The following is an 18,254-nucleotide window of genomic DNA, read 5'->3' on the forward strand; positions in this document are numbered from 1 at the left end:
ATCGCCCATGACCCTGCCCGTCCCGTGGCCCCTGCCGCCGGAGGTGCCGCCCGCCCTCCGCGCCTGGCGTGTCCCGCTCCACCTGGAGGCCCCCATCCCCGCGGACGACTGGGCCATGCTTTCTCCCGCCGAGGCCGACCGCGCTGCGCGCCTGCGCCAGCCCGCCGACCGCGTGCGCTCCGCCTGCACCCGGGCCGCGCTGCGCCGCCTGCTGGGCGAGCGCATCGGCCTGCCCCCGCAGGACGTGCCCCTGGCGGCCGGCGCCCATGGCCGGCCGGCGCTGGCGGGGCCTTTGGGGCGGGATGGGCGGGATGGGCGGGAGAGGCTGGATTTCAACGTCTCCCACTCCGGCGCATACGCGCTCATCGCCCTGGCCGAAGGCCCCTGGTCCGTGGGCGTGGACGTGGAGCGCTGCGATGCCTTCGGCGCGCAAGGCCTCGCGGACCCGGCCGCGCTCGAATCCCTGGTGCTGTCCCCCCGCGAGCGGGCCGCGCCGCCCGCCGCACGGCCGGATTTCCCTACGCTCTGGACCGTGAAGGAAGCAGTCCTCAAATGCCTGGGCCTCGGCGTGGCCGAGCACCTGCCGCACGTCTGCGTGGAGCGGCGGGAGGCCGCTGGGGGCAAGGGTGAGGTGGGCGTGGTACTGGAGGGCCCTCTGCAGGATTCGGCCGTACAGGCCTGCGTGCTCGCCGCGCCACCCGGCTACGCCGCCGCCCTGGCCTGGGCCGAGGCGGGGATAGGCACGCCCCGCTGACCGGGCACGCCGTTTGCCGCATGCCGGGCAGGAGCCTTCTCCTCCGGGCCCGGCCCTGCCCGCCATGCCGGGGGAGGGGAGGCGCATCGGCAAATTTGCAGCAAGGAGCGACCATGCCCGCCACGAATTCCCGCACCCCCTGGCCCTTCCCGACGGCCGACGCCCATCCCTCTCCCGCGCCTGGCACCAGCACCGACAGCGCAGCCGGCGGACTGCAGGTGCAGGCCGTCGAGGAAGACACGCTCGACAGCGCCGTGGAAGAGACCTTTCCCGCGAGCGATCCCGTGTCCGTCGTCAGCACCAAGTCCGTCTCCGCCGACGAGGGGGCGGCGGACTACCCGAAGGCCAAGCGTTGACGCCAACGAAAGCGCCGATGCCTACGCCGACGCCAGCCCCGGCAGTAGTCACCGGACCGCCCGGCCCGGCTGCACGGATCCAATGAACCCGCAGCAACCCGCGGCCCTGCTGCCCTTCGGCATCCTGATGGCCCTGTGGATCGCCGCGGGCGCGGCGGACTGGTGGTGCCACCGGCGCACCCGCATCGAAGCGACCACCACGGGCCTCGCGGAATCGGCCTTCCGTGGTGAATTTTGCAGCGGCGACTGCGTACGGGGGCGTTAACCTATATCCAAATGTTTTACAGCGACAAAGCCGATTTAATTCAAACACCCACCTGCGACCTGTAGAGTGCGGGCTGCGCTGCGCTCGACAAGACCCTGCGCGAATTTCCCGAATCCAGAATGCGGCAGACGACCGGCTTGATTATCAAGCCTGTCGTGCGCGGTGCTTTTCGGGAGTTTTTTGACATTCAATCCGTACTTCACCAGAGGCAGGGTATGCAAAGCCGTTTCATCGGTTGGTCGGAACAAGTGCTCGATGTGAACGATATACAGGCAGTCTTGAGGGATATTGGCCGATACGGTTTTGCCATCGTTCATGGCGAATGGCGGTTCGATGCTTCAGACTTCGAGCGCATGGCCGAACTCTATGGCCTCGGCCCCATGTACCAGTCCGAATTCAACCGCCGCATGCATGCGGAAGGCATGTCCATGCATGGCGTGAACCAGGTCGGCGGCCTGGCGAGCGGGCAGCACGATGTGTTCAATGGAACGGCAGGCGCGGCCTTGCACACCGATGGCTCCTACCTGCCGATCGGCACGATCAAGACGTCGATCCTGCTGTGCAGGCAGCATGCGGCTTCCGGCGGCGAATCGATACTGTTCGACAGCCTGTCGGCATTCCGGGCCCTGTCCCGCCATGACCCGGTGCTTGCCCGAAGCCTGCTGGCCCCGAAGGTGTTCCGCCGCAGATCGACCGATCCACGCCTGGACCAACAGTACGAGCACATCGGCCCGGTGTTTCACACCGGAGAAAACGGTGAAATGGCGGGCGGCTTCACCCTCGACGTGACCGCGGACTGGGACTATTCCCGCCGCGCCGACCCCCGGGTGATCGACGCCGTGGCTTACCTGAAACATCTTGCCGAGCCAGGCAGTGCATACACGCTGAGCTTCACGCTGCAAAGAGGGCAGGCATTGGTCATGCGCAACGACCAGCTTTCACATGGGCGAAACGCCTATATCGATGATCCGGCCCACCCCCGCGTCCTGCTGCGAGGCCTGTTCCTCTCCGCTCCACGCGCAATGCAGGAAGCGCTCCCGGCCGCTCCCGTTCACCAGTCCGCGCATCCGGCACAGTGCAGATGACGGATACGACAGGACACATGCCGGCGTCCTGGTGGTCTTCATGGATGTCCTGTGGCGAGAGTGAGCTCGCCACGCGCATCCGGAGTGATATCGAGGAATACGCGGTCGGCCATGACATGGCATCGGCCATCGTCGCATTCGTGCACGAATACCGCGCCGGCGGAAAGAACTGGAGCCGCACAGGGCTGCGCGGAGACGAGGCGCTGGCGCCCATGCGGGCCCTCGCGGAGCGCTCGCCCGAGGTATTCGAACTCATGCGCGCCCAGGTCGCACAGGCCGAGCACAACAAATGGCTGGGCGGCAGCCTGCCCGAAAGCGTCGCGTTCGCGCAGAAGCAATATACGAAATTCGCCATTGTTTCGACCCCGCGCTCCGGCACGCACCTCCTGCGGACGCTGCTCGGCTCACATCCGTGCATCGAGATGCACGGCGAGGCATTCAACCGGTTCGGCCAGCACCTGCTTCCGTATGCACAGGACACCACCGTGCAGAACATCCTCGACCGGCATCTGTTCCGGCCGTACTTCGAATACGTGGAAGCCGTGGGTTTCGTGCTTTTCCGGGATCTCGACACCGAATGGGCGGGTGCAAACATATGGGAGTCCCTGGTTGGCCTGCAGGACCTGAAGATCATCCTGCTGGATCGACGCAACCGGCTCGAGCGCCTGGTGTCGCTGAAGAAAAGCCTGCGGGACCAGATCTGGTATGTCGGTCGCGACGACAAGAGGCACAGGCAGGAAATCAGGCTGACCATTCCACCGGCGGAACTCATCGAATTCATCGACCAGGATCTTGCCAATCGGGCCGAATTCCTCGACTGCTTCAGCCGCCACGCCATCCTCACCGTCGAATACGAGGACCTGCTCGAAAATCCCGGGCCCGTGCATGCGCAATTGCTCGATTTTCTCGGAGTGTCGGCCGCGAGGCTCGTCCCCGGAACCGGAAAAAAAGAAATATCGTCGATGGCATCGGCGATCGAGAACATTCATCAATTGAAATCCGAACTTCAGGGGACGCCGTATGCACGCCATGTCTAGATCCCGCGGTTATTGGCCGCCTTATACCCCCATGGGCTTCGATGATGAGCGGCCGAGAATCGTGCGGGGCGAAGGAGCCTGTCTCTACGACGATGCAGGGCGGCGTTACCTGGATGGCATATCGGGCAGCTACAACCATTGCCTGGGCCATTCCCACCCGGCCCTGATCGATGCGGTCAAGCAGCAGATGGACACGCTGGTCCACGCGTGCAATATCGGTTCGAGCACGGTACTGCCGGAGGCCCTCGCGGAACGGCTCATCGATGCGTCCGCACCCATGGGGCTCGCGCACATGTTCCTCGTGGGAAGCGGCAGCGAGGGGGTCGAAGCCGCACTGAAGATGGCGTGGCAATACCAGGTCAACCGTGGGCGCCCACGGCGCACGCATGTGGTGGCCATCGATGGCGCCTATCACGGCTGCACGCTGGGCGCGATGATCGCGACGCGGCGTGCCTTCATCAACGAAGGAGCATTGCCACTGGTCGCGGCTTGCTCGCTAACGATGCCCCCGCCGCTCAGCAACGACGACTTGCCGGCATGGGAAGCACTTCTGGCCGAACATGGCTCGACCGTGGCAGCGATCATCATCGAGCCGGTGATGGCGATGGCAGGAACACGCCAGTTCCCGGAGGGCTTCCTGCGATCGCTATCGTCGCTCGCCAAGGCCCACGATATTCCCCTGATTTGCGACGAAGTCTATTGCGGGATCGGCCGAACCGGCGTCTTGTGCGAATCGTTCTCCCAGGGCGCCAGCCCTGACATCGTCATTTTCAGCAAGAACCTCGGAGGCGGTTTCCCCATCACCGCCGTGATGGCCACGGCCCACATCGCCGAGAGCTTCTCATCACAGCCCGTCCCGCTTCTCCGGCATGGGCACACGCAGTCCGGCAATCTTCTGGGCTGTCGCGCTGCCCTGTTCATTCTGGATTACCTGCACGCACATGGCTGCTTTGAACATGTTCGAACGAACGGCACACGGCTGCTGCAGTGGATTCGCGAGAAGTTGCCGACAGTCGATGATGCCGTGACCGTGCAAGGAAAAGGGCTGATGCTGTCGATCACTTTCGATTCAGCCGATACCTGCAGGCGTGTGCAAAACGACGCGCGCCGGCAGGGTTTGATCGTCGGGGCTGCAGATCGGCACCTGAAGCTCGCACCCCCTTTCACCATCGATGACTCCGAGATGGAAGAGCTGGTCCACCATCTGATCCGGGCCATAGGCAACGCGCCGCGCCATTGACTTGATTGTTGTGCGAAGAAACATATGACATCGGGATATTTCTCGCTCGGGCAGATCGCCGGGGGCAAGCTGCATCACACACCTTTCAACTGGGGGGAACTGCAGAACATATGGAGCAACGACGCGCTGGCCCGGAAGCTGGCCAGCGAGTTCCCGACGGAAGGTTTCAACTTCCGCGAACGCAACGGTGGGTACTTTTACCGGCGCACCATCGTCCCCCTGGGCTCTTCCGGTGTGGACGATCCGGCAACCCTGTCCGATGCATGGCAGGCGTTGGGCCAGGAACTGGCATCTGGTGCATTCCGGTCGGCCATGGCCGCTTTCAGCGGCACGGACCTGGCGGAATTCCCGATGGAGGCCGTGGCATTCCGTGGAGGCCAGAACACGCACTACCTGCCGCATGTCGATGCATCGCTGCGCCGGGGCTTTCGCCTGATCATCTACTTCAACGCCCACTGGCAACCAGAGTGGGGCGGGCTGCTTCGCATTCTCGATCCGCGGGATCACCACCAGGCCTGCCACACCGTCGTTCCCGTGGTGGGAAATGCCACCGTGATCATTCGCGATGGGCAGTACGAAGATACCTGGCATGAGGTCACGCGACTGTCTGCAACAGCAGGCCTGACCCGAAACACGCTCAACGTCACGTACTATGAACCAGGGACAACCCACACAGCACAGTAAGGCCTCCATGGTTCCCGGCCGCGGGAGAAAGATCGTCATGCTCTACGGCCCGCCTGCCGTGGGGAAACTGACCGTTGGAAAAGAACTGGCGAAGAAATGCTCCGCTGCGCTGTTTCACAACCACCTGACGCACGACATCGCGATCGTCCTGCTCGGCGACAACAGCAGTTTCGAAAGCCGGCGGCAATTTGCATGCCGGTTGAGGCTCAATGCCATCGCGTTGTTGCTGGAGTCCGATGCGCAGGACATCATCACGACCTTCTGTTATGAGGGGCCCCATGACGACTGGTATATCGATGGGCTCAAGGCGCTGTGCGCGGAACACCAGGCGACCCCGTATTTCATTCAACTGAAGGCGCGCAACGACCAGCTCATGGGCCGGGTGGAAAACGCAGACCGGCGTGCGTTCAGGAAGGTCAACAGCGGTGAACAGCTTGCTGCGATCCTGGAGCGATGCGCCTATGGGATTCCGATCCGTGCGGACAACCATCTCTGTATGGATACCTCGGATCTTCTACCCGATGAGGTTGCGGGTGAGATCACGGAGTGGTTGGCAACAGCGCAGTGCCGCGGCGTTCGATCGGTGTGCGGAGGCCTTGCGGCGGCGCCAGAGGGAATTTTTCAGAACCCCTGACACGAGGGGGGCAGAGCAGAGCATCGGGGGGGCAGGCGCGCACATTCCAGTGATTTGAATGCGCAGTTGTGCCTCTGCCGGGGGGATGCCGCGAGATTCGGATCGAGTCCTCCGCCGGCTCGTGGCCTTCCTGCTGGCGATGTGGCTGCTGCACGAGGCCGCCACCTGGCTGGAGCTGCGCATGGTCGCGCCCGCACGCACCATCACGCCGCTGGAGCAGATGGTGCACAGCTTACTGGGATCCTGCCCCTGGCAGGCATCCTGCTGCTCTGCCAGCCGGCCCTGGAGGCGTAGCTCGCGGCAGGGGCGCGGCGCTGGACTGGCGCTGGCGGATGCGTTCGGAATTGCCGTCTTGGCCCGTGCTTGGGGGCTTCGCCGTGGCCATCGTGCTGCTCGCCACGCCGACCCCAGCGCTCGCGAAACCGCCATGGGAGCGCAGAAAAACCCGGTCCAGGTCGCGAAGCCTGGCTTGGTGAATTTTGCGGCGGCGACTGCGTGCAGGGGCGTTAACCATCAATGATGAATTTTGTGAGTTGCTAGAATCAATCCAATACATTGCAAGCCGTCGCGCGTTGCAACATTAGCTCCCGTTCTAAATCTGCCTTGGCGCGGAAACCTTGAAATTGGATGGGTGCGAAAAGGTTCTTCTGTCGTTCCACCAAAATGGCTTTGTCCTGGGTGCCTGCAAGGAAAAGCGCCTTAATAAGGGGCTCGTCGCGCATGACTTTTAAACGCTCCTCGGTCGTAAGTGTGCATCGATCGGCTGGCGCCGCATCGAATTCGAAAACTATGGCAGAAACCACAATACTGCTTAGCCGGCCAGGCGCGATCGAAGCCGCAGCATAAAACCCTACAGCTGTTCCCAGGAAGCTGGCTATAAGCAGCAAGAAAATTCCCACCTTGCGCTGCGCCGCCCGTACACGAAGGCGTTCCGAACGCCGCCGGTAGGGCTGCAAAGAAAAAAGCAGGAGAAGTGTGCTGGTCCCGCGGCTATCCAGATGGAATCGTTTGTTCGATGGTGTAAAGAAAATAAAGGAAAACTCAAATAAAATTGCAGTGGCAGAGAGGAGTAGAGCTACGGCGAGCAGCAGAAAAAAACTCGTTGCGGCGAAATGGGCCATTGGGACGTTTGTGGCACTGATTTTCAATATTTGTCCGATCCACAAGGCAGCATATCCTTTTGCAAGATAGTGAAGCAGGATAGGGGTCGCCAACAGGCAAACCTTGAAGAAAGTGTCTCCCCAAAGTTGCTGAAAGTAAGGTAGTTTCATGAACAGGGAGAGCGTCAGCGTCGATACGAGAAAAACATAACCCAATAGAATTAAGGTTATCCATAAAATCTCTTGAGGTCGCGTAATTGAGTAAAATAGAATTCCTCCTGCCACTGCATGTGCAAGTACAGTAGTCCAAATACGGTTCGCCGACAGAGCGCAAAGTTGATTGGTGAAGAAAATGAATAACTTCCTCCAAGTCTTTGCTCTATTTCTCCAAAGCGTTGCGGCCAGAAATGCATTGAGCAAAATATATAAGAAAATTAGAATAGGAAAACCAAAGACAGCGATGATTAGAGTTATCATGAAATTACTAATGAACTGCGGTTGTTAACGGTTCACGTTTTTAAGTTTGCGAAATGTTTTTATAGATTGATAGAAGAGTAATGTGAAAATCAGAAAAGATGTACCAATAAAAAACGTCGCGATGAACGGCTGGCGGCATCTAAGAAGTTCATGAGTGATGGAGAATTTCCCTTGACAGGGGCCGCTTGCCAAGCTGGCAGAAGAGAATAGCCACATGACACTCCATAAAAAGATAAGGAAGAAAATTAAAGCTGATAGGGATAAAGTGAAGAATTTTGTTTTTTTGCTCATTAAAACCTCCTTTCATGGAGATGGATTGTCAAATGGAAAGGCGCTAGGTGGCCCGCTCGCATCTATTTTTGGTTGATTTGCTCCCATGAAGTCCTTTCCCTCCCTTCCTGGCTATCAGTATTTCACCCGCGCCATTGGCGGAAGTGCTCATTTTTCCCACGAGCCAATATCTAAGGATGCCTGCAACCCCCTCCCCATACGCTGTGTGGCCGAATCAGTGGTACCAGTGCCGCCCATGGCACCACACGGTTCATCTCTTCGAGGAGATCTCCTTGCGGATCTTCCTGGGAGAGCTTTGCCTACGGGTTCTTGTCGTAATTATTTCGGCCTCAATTGGCGATATATAAGAGTGCAAAAACAGCTAACAACTACTTGTGCTTCCATTTTTTTGTTTATTAATAGTTCTGATATGACTACCCCGGTTGTAGGGTGGCTTATCTTGATTTTTGTTTCCGGGTCAGGCGTTTTTTCTATTTCTTTTCCTATCTCTAGGCAGTCATTGCCCGTAATTGGAAAATAGAATTCAAGGAATAATAGCTTCAGCTTGATTTTTGCCTCTTTCAGGGTTGTGAACTCTGTTTTTTCCCCTTCCATTTGATAGAAGGTGTCTCCCTCTTTTTTGACCAAAAAATTCTCGTTACTTGTGCTTGTTAGTCCCAAAGCGGAGTAGCTGTTTTCTGTTGAATTTATTTTTTCAACGCTCTTTCCCCAGTCAAGGCATGCATGGGCGTGAACACCTCCTGACCATAGAATAGTTAAGATCGTCAATAATTTCGCTATGCGCATAATTGGTTCTTTTCGTTAGTTAAACGGCGTAAGAATTTTGCGCGAAACAGGCTGAATAATGGGACTGCTTTTAATGCGCTCTATTTCATGCTGCTAATGGAAAAAAGAAATTTGCACGGCCGGGACAGGTTTGTGATATTCCAGCGGTGAATCGTCGAAGTCTGCTTTTGTTATGCATATCTTCTCTGTGTTATGGAGTGTAGATAATATCTACATCTTTCCATTTGCTACTGCTCAAGAAAATCTCGCTGCTGGTCTTTGGGGATTTGATGGATAATTTTCTTTCTGTCCATAAAAATTCAGGATCGCTATCATTCGTGGAGACAAAAACCTTGTCGCCGAATTTATCTTTATTTTTCTCGTTGATTTTTTGAAGATAAATTATCTTTGCGATTTTGGTTGTGCTGCCACAATTACGCCGCGTAGCAGTAGCTAGGATCTGACCATCTGCAGAAGTTTTTGAAGATATGACCTCATTCCCGCAGTTGCTTTCGTCATGAATGGGGTGGCATCCGGTGATGAGCAGCAGGACGGCGATGTAGAAAGGTCCCACTCCCGAATTCCATGCATTTACAGTTTTGATCCCTTTGAGGACTTGCCCATGGTCATCGGGCTCGTCTCCATTTTTGCGGTTCAAGATAATTTTTATCGAGGTTGCAATTTCGGGCGGCAAAAGTTTGGCGCGGCATCCTTCGGGTAACTGATGCATGTCCAAGTAACGCTACCGTTGGAAATTGTGGGTTCTTGAATCAGTAGAACGTCGTATTTCTTGCTTTGAATAATGATGCTTCCTTCTTTGGTTATCCATCCAAAATCTATTGGCATCTGAAGTTTTTTGTCCTTTATCGGGTTGATTTTTAGTTCTCCACTTATCTTTATGGCCTCTCCAATTGAAAGGGACTTGGAGATCTCTTCTCGATTGGGCTGAGTTTCGCCAATGATCAGTCCTATATAAGATCTTGGCGTGATTTCATCGACCTGAGTGCAGGATAAGCACAATGCGGAAATAATTATAATGAATAATATTTTTCTATAACTTAATTGCACTTGCAACCCCCGTTCGATTTTCTGAGTGATATATATTTTTCAATTAACTCGGGAGTTATCATGCTGTCTGCTTTATCGTCCAGTTGACGATGAAAGTAGCCAAGTGGATTTCCCATTCTGAATCCGTTGCTGAGTAAGCGCTGCAAAAAGCTCTCGTTGACATGGAGCATTTCGTGCGCCAGTGTTTGAAGGAATTGGTACTCATCTCCGCTGGTGATGCACTGAGAGCTTTTGCCGAATCTGTCAGAGTTGAGGGTTATATTGTTTGACCAATCTGTCATGCCTAAGCCATTGTCGCCCATGGGTTGGGGGTTGACTGATGTGGGTGATTTTGGAAATTCGGTTGGATAATTTCCCTTAAGTGTTTTTATGCCATCATCTATTTCTTTTTGTGTTAGTAGCCCCAGTGGATCCTGATATTTAATGGGGTTGTCCTCGGCGTACATATAGCTATTCACCCCACCCGCCAACCCGATCGGATCCTGCGACACATACCTCCCCATCCCCGGGTCATAGTACCGGTGCCGGTTGTAGAACAACCCCGCCCCGTCCCCTTCGTCGTGCTGCCCCTGCATGCGGATCGGCTGGTGCAGCCCCAGCGGGTTGTGCTCTTTCACTGTGTTCCCCCACGGGTCCAGCTCGATCTGCCAGTCTATGCGGCCCCGGGCGTCGATGAGCGCCAGGGGCGTGCCCAGGTGGTCGCAGTGGTAGAGGTGCAGGTGCGTGATGGTGGCGCCTTCGCCGCGCAGTTGCCGCTGCAGGCGCTCGGCGTCCCAGCCCATGTTGTGCAGGTGGCGGCGCGTGTGGTCGCTGGCGCCGTGGAGCAGTTCGTCCTGCAGCGCCTGCAGGGGCGCGTGCTGCTCGCGGTCGCCGGGTTCGGCGGCGCCCAGCAGTTGCGCCAGGGTGGGCGGTTCGGCGCAGGCCCCCGTCTGGATGCGCAGCAGGGGCACGAAGGTGCCCGGGTGGTAGAGCGTGTGGATGCGCTGCGTGTCCTGCGGGCGCAGCGGGTCGCGCAGTTCGGTGAGCGTGAGGGCATCGCCCTGCCAGCCGTGGCAGCGCTCGGTGACGGTGGCGGTCGGCTGTTGTTGTTGCGGGCCGCTGCCCTGCGAGCGTTCGATGCGGCTGGCGATGCGCCGGCTGAAAACGTCGTAGTGGTGGATGCGCCGGACGCGTTCGCCCGTGGCGTGGTCGATCTGCTCGTGGGCGACGAGGCGCTGGGCGTGGTCCCAGTGCAGGCGGTGGGTCTGCCGGCCGTCGGCGTGGGTTTTTTCCACGAGGTTGCCGCAGGCGTCCCAGCGGTAGCGCCAGGGGCCGTGGGCCATGACGCGGTTGTCGGGCCAGCGGTCGCGGGCGTGGCCGGGCAGGGCGCTGCCCTCCTGCCGCAGCAGGTCGAAGGCCGGGTCGTGCAGGTGGCGGCGCACCTCGCCGGCCCAGTCACCCTGCGGGCCGCTTGTGGCGTCGGCGGCGGGCTGCCAGGGGTTGCCGGCCGGGTCGTAGCGGTAGTGCAGCGGCTTGCGCCCGGGCAGGTGCGCCGCGGCCAGGCGGCCGGCGGTGTCGTAGGCATGGTGGATCGAGCCCTGCGGGGTGTCGATGCGCGCGAGCCGGCCGGCCGCGTCGTAGTGGTGCTGGCGCGCGAGCGCGCACAGGCCGGGATGGCCTGCGGACGGCCGTGGCACCCCGCCATCGGCCGTGCCGTGCACCGAAAGCGCCTGCAGCCGCGAGAGCGCATCCCGGCGCCAGCGGGTCTGGCTCGCCCCGAAATCCAGCGCCACGGGACGGTGCAGGCCGTCGCGCTCGATGTGCAGCAGGGGCTCGCCGTCCAGCAGCAGGCCGTGCACGTGGCCAGGGCCGTAGGTCAGCCATTGCAGCGGCGGCAGGCCGGGCAGGTCGGCGCCCGTGGGCGCGCCCCCCGCGTCCAGGGCGTGCGTGCTCTCGTGGCTCCAGAGCAGGGCGCCATCGGCGGCGCGCATTTCCTGGCGCTCGCCCAGGATGCGGCCCAGGCGGTCGCGCCGCAGGTACACGCTCACCTGGTGGCCGTGCAGGGCGGTGTGGTGGTGGGCGGCCACCAGCTGTCCCGCGCCGTCGTGCTCGAAGCGTTCGGTGATGGGCGCTTCCTGCGTGGTGCCCGGCAGGGGCGTGATGGTGCGGGCCAGCAGTTGCCCGGTGCCGCTCCACGCGTAGTCGATGGCGTGGCGCGCGCCGTCGGTGCGGATGCGCTGGCCGCCCCGGTCGTAGGCATGGCGGGTCACCAGGCCGTCGAAGCCGGTTTCCGCGACGAGCCGGTCGCGCACGTCATAGGTGAAGCAGTGGGCCCGCGCATTCTCGTTGTGCAGTTCCACGAGGCGACCGGCCAGGTCGTAGCGGTAGTGCTGGGCGAGCCAGTGCGGCGGGGCCGGGGTGCCGTCCTGCGGTTCGGGCGTGGAAGCACCGCCGTATTCGTAGCGGACCACGCGGCCCCAGGCATCGTGCGCGAAGCGTTCGCACAGGCCGCCGGGGTGGTCGATGGCGGCCAGGTCATCGCCCTCCGGCGTGTAGCGCCAGCGGGTGCTGCGGCCCAGGGCGTCGATGGATTCGGCCGGCCGTCCCAGGTCGTCGTAGGCCGTGCGCAGTTCCAGCCCTTCCTCGCCCTGCACGCGCACCGTGCGGCCCCAGGCGTCGTAGTGGAAGCGCGTCGCGCGGCCGCTGCAGTCGGTGCGGCAGGCCAGCAGGCCCAGCGCGTTCCACTGCAGCGTGCTGGTACCGCCCCGGGCGTCGGTGATGGCGATGGGCAGGTCGGGGTGCGCTGCCGTGGTCTCGGGGTAGCGGTAGTGCGTGGTGTGGCCGAGCGGATCGGTATGGCGCACGAGGCGGCCCCAGGCGTCGTGCTCCCAGGTGGTGACGAGTGGATCGCCCATCGGGCCTTCCGGTGCCGGAGCCTGGTGGCGCAGGGGCAGGCCCAGCGCGTCGTGCGCGATGCGGTGGCTGCGGCCGGCCGCATCGGTGATGCCGATGGCGAGCCCCGTGGCCGGGTCGATGGTGTGCTGCACGCGCCGGCCCAGCGCATCCGTGTGCTCCAGCAGGCGGCCTGCGGTGTCGTGCTTCCAGGTGGAGCGGGCGCCGTCCGCCTCGATGCGCTCGGCCACGCGGGCCAGGCCCCCCGTGCCTTCGAACACGTAGCGGCGCTGTCGGCCCAGGCCGTCGGTGACCAGCGTGCTGGCGCGCACCGGCTGCGGCGGCGAGGCCGTCGGGTCCGCCGGGAGCGGGGTGTAGTCGAAGCGCAGGTCCAGCCCGTGCGGCGTGGTCTGTGCGATTACGCGGCCCTCGGTGTCGTAGGCATAGCGCGTCATGGGGCGGCCGGCGCGGGCATGGCCCGTCATGCGGCCCGGGCGGGCCGCGTCGCCGTATTCGAAGCGGCGCACGGTGCGGCCCGTGCGGTCGGTCACCTGGGCCAATTCTCCGCGGCCGGTATAGGCGTAGCGCACCAGTGCGAGCGGCGCGGGCAGCGATTCGCGGGTCTGGTGCGGATCGGCCTGCAGCCACACGGCCACGAGGCGCACGCCACCGTCTGCGCCCCAGCCATGGGCGGCCGGCGAGGCCGGGGCCACGCGCTCCAGCTCGAAGCCGTAGCGGCGGCCGGCACCGTCGGTGACGCTGCGCAGGTGGCCCGCGAAAGGCCCGTCCGCATGGCGCTCGTGGCGCTGCACGCGGCCGAAGCGGTCGCAGATGCCGTGCAGCACGCCGTGCGGGGCCGCGTGGTCGTTCGTGCCGCCCGTGTTCGCCGCGGGGCCGTCCGGCGCGGCAGGCACCGGTGCCGGCGCGAACACCCACCAGGGGCCCAGCGGCGATGCGGTGGCCACGGTGATGCGCGCATCGGTGCGCACGGGCGCCGGCAGGGCATTCCACAGGCGCGCGAGGCGCCCGGCATGGCCGCCCTGGTGCGCGCCGGGCAGGTGCTCCGTGCCGCAGCGCACGAGCCAGAGGCCTTCGCTCGGGCTGTGGGCGATCTCGCCCGGCGCCAGGGCCTCGAAGGCGATGCGGCGGCCCCGGCCGTCGTGCAGGTGCAGGGCTCCGGGCGCGCCGTCGCCTGCGGGCAGGTGCGCCACGCGGGCTTCTCCGGGCATCCACCAGCCCGGCCCCAGCAGCCCCACGGGTGCGGGGTCGGGGCTCTGGTAGCTGGAGTACGAGCGCACCAGCGCGAAGGGCAGCGGGCCGGGCAGGCCGAAGTCTTCCTCGCCGGGCAGCACCTTGGCGCCCAGCAGCGGGTTCACCGGATGGCCTTCGGTGACGCCGCCCGGGCACACCGAGCAGGCGATGCCGCCGGCCGAGCCGATCAGCACCGTGTGCGAGCCCTGCACGATGGGCCCGCCTTTCTTGGTCAAGTCTGTCTGGCGTGCGGCTGGCTTGCCTTGGGTCATGCGGTGCGGCCCGGCCCGCGGCGGCCGAACGGTGGAGTTCAAAACGGCCGCGATGATAGGAAGCGCATTTCGGGCAGGGAAGGGTTTGCGGAAATTTGTTTTGTGTCGGAGTGTCTTCGTTTATCGATGGGCAAACGAAGCGTTATGGCGAGAGACAGGACGGCCATCGGCGGCCGCCGTTCGCTGCTGGGGTTGTCCACGTTTACAATGATTTGATAATTCAACAATAATTGAAATATGGAAGAAAATGATGCCGTCCGGGCCCTGCTGGCACTCGCCCAGGCCGTGCGCCTGCGGGTGTTCCGTGCGCTGGTCGTGGCGGGCCCGGAAGGGATGACTCCCGGCGCGCTGACCCAGGCGCTGGACGTGCCCGCCACCAGCCTGTCGTTTCACCTCAAGGAGCTGGCCCATGCGGGCCTGGTGACCCAGGAACGCCAGGGCCGCCACCTCATCTACCGTGCCGCCTTCGACCGGATGAACGGCCTCATGGCCTACCTCACCGAGAACTGTTGCCAGGGGCAGCCGTGCCTTCCCCGTCCCTTGGGTGCCCCATGCTCGCCGCCGTCCTGATCTTCGTCGCCACGCTCGTTCTCGTCATCTGGCAGCCGCGCGGCCTGGGCATCGGCTGGAGTGCTTCGCTGGGAGCGGCCGCAGCGCTGCTCTCGGGCGTAGTGCACCTTGCGGACATCGCGGTGGTGTGGGGGATCGTGTGGAATGCCACGGCCACCTTCGTGGCGGTGATCCTCATCAGCCTGCTGCTCGATGAAGCGGGCTTCTTCGAATGGGCGGCCCTGCACGTGGCGCGCTGGGGCGGTGGGCAGGGGCGGCGGCTGTTCGTGCTCATCGTGCTGCTGGGGGCGGCCGTGGCGGCGCTGTTCGCCAACGATGGAGCGGCGCTGATCCTGACCCCCATCGTCATGGCCATGCTGGTGGCGCTGGGCTTCTCGCCCGCGGCCACGCTGGCCTTCGTGATGGCCGCCGGCTTCATTGCCGATACGGCGAGCCTGCCGTTGATCGTCTCCAACCTGGTCAACATCGTTTCGGCCGACTACTTCCAGATCGGCTTCAACCGCTATGCATCGGTGATGGTGCCGGTAAACATCGCCGCCGTGCTGTCGAGCCTGGCCGTGCTGCTGCTGGCCTTCGGGCGCGATGTCCCGGCACGCTACGAGGCATCGCAGCTCAAGGAGCCCGTCGATGCCATCCGCGATCCACGGACCTTCCGGGCGGGCTGGGTGGTGCTGTGCCTGCTGCTGGCGGGCTTTTTCGGGCTGGAGCCGCTGGGTGTGCCGGTCAGCGCCGTGGCAGCCGCGGGCGCTGCCCTGCTGCTGGCGGTGGCGTGGCGCGGCGAAGTGATCGACACCAGGCAGGTGCTGCGTGGCGCCCCCTGGCACATCGTCGTCTTCTCGCTGGGCATGTACCTCGTGGTCTATGGGCTGCGCAATGCAGGGCTCACGGACCTGCTCGCCGCCCTGCTGGACCGGCTCTCGGCCATGGGCATCTGGGGGGCGGCCCTGGGCACCGGCTTCCTCTCTGCAGGACTTTCCTCGGTGATGAACAACATGCCCACGGTGCTGGTCGGTGCGCTGGCCATCGATGCCTCGCATGCCGGCGGCGCGGTGAAGGAGGCCATGGTCTATGCCAACGTGATCGGCTGCGACCTGGGCCCCAAGATCACGCCCATCGGCAGCCTGGCCACGCTGCTGTGGCTGCACGTGCTTGCCAAAAAGGGCACCCGCATCGCCTGGGGCTACTACTTCAAGGTGGGCACCGCCATGACCCTGCCCGTGCTCGCCATCACCCTGGCTGCCCTGGCCATCCGCCTGGGCGCAGGGTGAGGCCCATGCGCCCGGCCATCCGTTTCCATCCGCGAGGATTCCTCCCATGAGCGACATCACGATCTACCACAACCCCGACTGCGGCACCTCGCGCAACGTGCTCGCGCTCATCCGCAACAGCGGCGTGGAGCCGACGGTCATCGAGTATTTGAAGACCCCGCCCGACCGGGCCACGCTGGAGCGCCTGATCGCCGACATGGGTACGCCCGTGCGCGACCTGCTGCGCGAGAAGGGCACACCCTGTGCGGAGCTGGGCCTGGCCGACCCGAAGTGGAGCGATGCGCAGCTCATCGACTGCATGCTGCAGCACCCCATCCTCATCAACCGGCCCATCGTGGTGACGCCCCTGGGCACGCGCCTGTGCCGCCCCTCCGAAACGGTGCTGGACATCCTGCCCGGCCCGCAGCAGGGTGCGTTCTCCAAGGAAGACGGCGAAGCCGTCATCGACGCGAAAGGCCGGCGTGTCCACCAGCCCTGAACTTCCCCACATCGATCCGGAACTGCTGCATCCGGTCTGACTGCAGCGCCTGTGGCCTGCGGAACGCTCGACGTACCCGCCGCGCATCCTGCTGCTTTATGGCTCGCTGCGGGAACGCTCCTTCAGCCGCCTGCTGACCGAGGAGGCTGCGCGCCTGCTGCGTGCCCTGGGCGCCGAACCGCGCATCGTCGATCCCGCGGGCCTTCCGCTGCCGGACGGTGCGCCGGAAGACCACCCCACGGTGCGGGAACTGCGCGAGCTGGTCTGGTGGACCGCTACAGCGAGCGCCGCGAGAGCGCGCAGGCGCTGCCTGCCCGCGTGAACCTGCGGAGCATCTGACCCGGGCCTGCGGCAGCGCCCCGGCCGCAGGGCCCCGGAGAAACCGCGCTCAGGCTTCGGCGGCCTGGGTCAGGGCCTGCAAGGCGGCTTCCACGTCGCCGGCATCCACGCCGTCCACGGGCGCCAGGTGGGGCGCCAGGGCCGCCAGGGCGCCAGGTTCCTTCTGCAGGCGGGCGATCGCCTGGCCCGCGTCGCGCGGCGCGGTGAAGCCCGTGCTCTGCAGCAGCAGGCGGCCGTCCGCAGCGACCAGCTTGAAGTAGAAGCGGCCGTCGGCCTCGCGGTACTGCTTGAATGCGGGCAGGGCGGCGGCCTTGGCGGCCGCGCGCGGCGCGCTGGCCGCCACCGCGCCGCCGCGCAGGCTGCGCAGGCCCACGGCGTGGCGCAGGTCGCGCAGCAGGGGCCCGGCCTCCGCGCGGGCCTTCTCGGCGCCCGCGAGCAGGATGTCCTCGATGCGGCCCGGATCGGCGATCAGCGCGTCGTAGCGCTCGCGCATCGGCGCGACCACGCCGTCCACGCGCTCGAACAAAACCTGCTTGGCCTCGCCCCAGGCGATGCCTTCGGCGAACTGCTGGCGCAGCGCCTCGGTTTCCGCGTCGGTGGCGAACGCGCGGTAGATCTGGAACAGGGCGGAGCCCTCGGTGTCCTTGGGTTCGCCGGGCGCGCGCGAATCGGTCTGGATGCTGTTGATCAGCCGGCGCAGCTGCTCGCGCGGCGAGAAGAGCGGGATCGTGTTGTCGTAGCTCTTGCTCATCTTGCGGCCGTCCAGCCCGGGCAGCGTCGCCACGTGCTCGTCCACCGCCGCCTCGGGCAGCACGAAATGCTCGCCGTAGAGGTGGTTGAAGCTCGACGCGATGTCGCGCGCCATCTCGATGTGCTGCACCTGGTCGCGCCCCACGGGCACCTTGTGCGCCTTGAAGGCCAGGATGTCGGCGGCCATCAGCACCGGGTACATGAAGAGCCCGGCCGTCACGCCGTCGTCCAGCTCCCGGCCCGCGGCCTCGTTCTTGTCCTGCGATGCCTTGTAGGCATGGGCGCGGTTGAGCAGGCCCTTGCCGGTCACGCACGACAGCAGCCAGTTCAGCTCCGGGATCTCGGGAATGTCGGACTGCCGGTAGAACGTGACGTGCTCCGGGTCCAGGCCCGCGGCCAGCCAGCTCGCGGCGATCTCCACCGTGGAGCGCTGGATGCGCGCCGGGTCCTCGCACTTGATGAGCGCGTGGTAGTTCGCCAGGAAGTAGAAGCTCTGCACGCCGGGCCGCTGGCTGGCCGCCACCGAGGGGCGGATCGAGCCGACGAAGTTGCCCAGGTGGGGCGTGCCCGTGGTCGTGATGCCGGTGAGAAAGCGCGTGGTGCTCATGGTCGAAGCGGCTCGGGGCCGGAGAGAACGGAAACGGAAAACGGAAACGGGTGAAAAGGCGGGCCGCCGCACGGCCCGCGGGCGCTGCGCCG

The 18,254-nt window shown here is 63.4% G+C and carries 18 protein-coding genes and 1 pseudogene; 14 read left to right on the forward strand and 5 right to left on the reverse strand.

Annotated elements, in window-relative coordinates; translation table 11 throughout:
• Positions 1 to 7: 7 nt before the first annotated feature.
• The 9 genes from T336_RS0108775 to T336_RS24930 all read left to right on the forward strand — a co-directional run bounded on the left by T336_RS0108775 (position 8) and on the right by T336_RS24930 (position 6,575).
• Positions 8 to 754 (forward strand): 4'-phosphopantetheinyl transferase family protein, encoded by a 747-nt coding sequence (locus T336_RS0108775; protein ID WP_244883902.1) that lies wholly within the window; start codon positions 8 to 10, stop codon positions 752 to 754.
• A gap of 113 nt (positions 755 to 867) precedes the next feature.
• Positions 868 to 1,110: a hypothetical protein gene (locus tag T336_RS0108780; protein ID WP_026432261.1), complete on the forward strand. Its 243-nt coding sequence runs from the start codon at positions 868 to 870 to the stop codon at positions 1,108 to 1,110.
• 82 nt (positions 1,111 to 1,192) lie between these two features.
• A complete protein-coding gene (locus T336_RS27110) occupies positions 1,193 to 1,375 on the forward strand; it encodes a hypothetical protein (protein WP_026432262.1) in 183 nt (60 codons plus the stop codon).
• Between the two features lie 119 nt (positions 1,376 to 1,494).
• Entirely contained in the window at positions 1,495 to 2,460 is a 966-nt protein-coding gene (locus tag T336_RS0108790; RefSeq protein ID WP_244883903.1) for a TauD/TfdA family dioxygenase, read from the forward strand.
• Positions 2,457 to 3,497, forward strand: coding sequence for a sulfotransferase family protein (locus T336_RS0108795; RefSeq protein WP_026432264.1), 1,041 nt, complete (start codon positions 2,457 to 2,459; stop codon positions 3,495 to 3,497). Before T336_RS0108790 ends, T336_RS0108795 begins: the two co-directional genes overlap by 4 nt.
• Positions 3,481 to 4,737, forward strand: coding sequence for an aminotransferase family protein (locus tag T336_RS0108800; RefSeq protein ID WP_244883904.1), 1,257 nt, complete (start codon positions 3,481 to 3,483; stop codon positions 4,735 to 4,737). Before T336_RS0108795 ends, T336_RS0108800 begins: the two co-directional genes overlap by 17 nt.
• A 24-nt stretch (positions 4,738 to 4,761) precedes the next feature.
• Positions 4,762 to 5,421 (forward strand): 2OG-Fe(II) oxygenase, encoded by a 660-nt coding sequence (locus T336_RS0108805; RefSeq protein WP_026432266.1) that lies wholly within the window; start codon positions 4,762 to 4,764, stop codon positions 5,419 to 5,421.
• 37 nt (positions 5,422 to 5,458) lie between these two features.
• The gene (locus tag T336_RS0108810; protein WP_244883905.1) at positions 5,459 to 6,055 is read left to right on the forward strand and encodes an AAA family ATPase; all 597 of its coding nucleotides are present in this window, start codon (positions 5,459 to 5,461) and stop codon (positions 6,053 to 6,055) included.
• A 121-nt stretch (positions 6,056 to 6,176) separates the two neighbouring features.
• Positions 6,177 to 6,575, forward strand: a complete 399-nt coding sequence (locus T336_RS24930) for a hypothetical protein (RefSeq protein ID WP_244883906.1) — start codon at positions 6,177 to 6,179, stop codon at positions 6,573 to 6,575.
• Between the two features lie 22 nt (positions 6,576 to 6,597).
• Here T336_RS24930 and T336_RS26575 read toward each other — a convergent pair whose 3' ends face one another.
• The gene (locus tag T336_RS26575) at positions 6,598 to 7,632 is read right to left on the reverse strand and encodes a hypothetical protein (protein WP_156957820.1); all 1,035 of its coding nucleotides are present in this window, start codon (positions 7,630 to 7,632) and stop codon (positions 6,598 to 6,600) included.
• Between the two features lie 214 nt (positions 7,633 to 7,846).
• On the opposite strand from T336_RS26575, the gene T336_RS26580 reads away from it, so the two are divergent.
• Positions 7,847 to 7,999, forward strand: coding sequence for a hypothetical protein (locus T336_RS26580; protein ID WP_156957821.1), 153 nt, complete (start codon positions 7,847 to 7,849; stop codon positions 7,997 to 7,999).
• 242 nt (positions 8,000 to 8,241) lie between these two features.
• Here the strand turns inward: T336_RS26580 and T336_RS26585 are convergent, their stop codons facing one another.
• The 3 genes from T336_RS26585 to T336_RS24935 form a co-directional block, all read right to left on the reverse strand.
• The gene (locus T336_RS26585) at positions 8,242 to 8,709 is read right to left on the reverse strand and encodes a hypothetical protein (RefSeq protein ID WP_156957822.1); all 468 of its coding nucleotides are present in this window, start codon (positions 8,707 to 8,709) and stop codon (positions 8,242 to 8,244) included.
• Positions 8,710 to 8,899: 190 nt separating this feature from the next.
• Complete coding sequence (locus T336_RS26590) at positions 8,900 to 9,418, reverse strand: hypothetical protein (protein ID WP_156957823.1); 519 nt, start codon at positions 9,416 to 9,418, stop codon at positions 8,900 to 8,902.
• Between the two features lie 328 nt (positions 9,419 to 9,746).
• Positions 9,747 to 14,114, reverse strand: a complete 4,368-nt coding sequence (locus T336_RS24935; protein ID WP_244883907.1) for an RHS repeat-associated core domain-containing protein — start codon at positions 14,112 to 14,114, stop codon at positions 9,747 to 9,749.
• Positions 14,115 to 14,387: 273 nt separating this feature from the next.
• Between T336_RS24935 and T336_RS0108820 the strand changes: the two genes are divergently transcribed.
• The 4 genes and pseudogenes from T336_RS0108820 to T336_RS26020 all read left to right on the forward strand — a co-directional run.
• The gene (locus T336_RS0108820; RefSeq protein WP_026432268.1) at positions 14,388 to 14,720 is read left to right on the forward strand and encodes an ArsR/SmtB family transcription factor; all 333 of its coding nucleotides are present in this window, start codon (positions 14,388 to 14,390) and stop codon (positions 14,718 to 14,720) included.
• The gene (locus T336_RS0108825) at positions 14,702 to 15,988 is read left to right on the forward strand and encodes an arsenic transporter (RefSeq protein WP_026432269.1); all 1,287 of its coding nucleotides are present in this window, start codon (positions 14,702 to 14,704) and stop codon (positions 15,986 to 15,988) included. Before T336_RS0108820 ends, T336_RS0108825 begins: the two co-directional genes overlap by 19 nt.
• Positions 15,989 to 16,034: 46 nt before the next feature.
• Positions 16,035 to 16,466, forward strand: a complete 432-nt coding sequence (gene arsC, locus T336_RS0108830; RefSeq protein ID WP_019702194.1) for an arsenate reductase (glutaredoxin) — start codon at positions 16,035 to 16,037, stop codon at positions 16,464 to 16,466.
• Between the two features lie 40 nt (positions 16,467 to 16,506).
• A pseudogene (locus tag T336_RS26020) lies at positions 16,507 to 16,737 on the forward strand (NADPH-dependent FMN reductase); the annotation flags it as partial.
• Between the two features lie 117 nt (positions 16,738 to 16,854).
• Here the strand turns inward: T336_RS26020 and T336_RS0108835 are convergent.
• Entirely contained in the window at positions 16,855 to 18,162 is a 1,308-nt protein-coding gene (locus tag T336_RS0108835; protein WP_026432270.1) for a tryptophan--tRNA ligase, read from the reverse strand.
• Positions 18,163 to 18,254: the final 92 nt, after the last annotated feature.

It is taken from the genome of Paracidovorax oryzae ATCC 19882, assembly GCF_000687165.1.
GTDB classification, from domain to species: domain Bacteria; phylum Pseudomonadota; class Gammaproteobacteria; order Burkholderiales; family Burkholderiaceae_C; genus Paracidovorax; species Paracidovorax oryzae.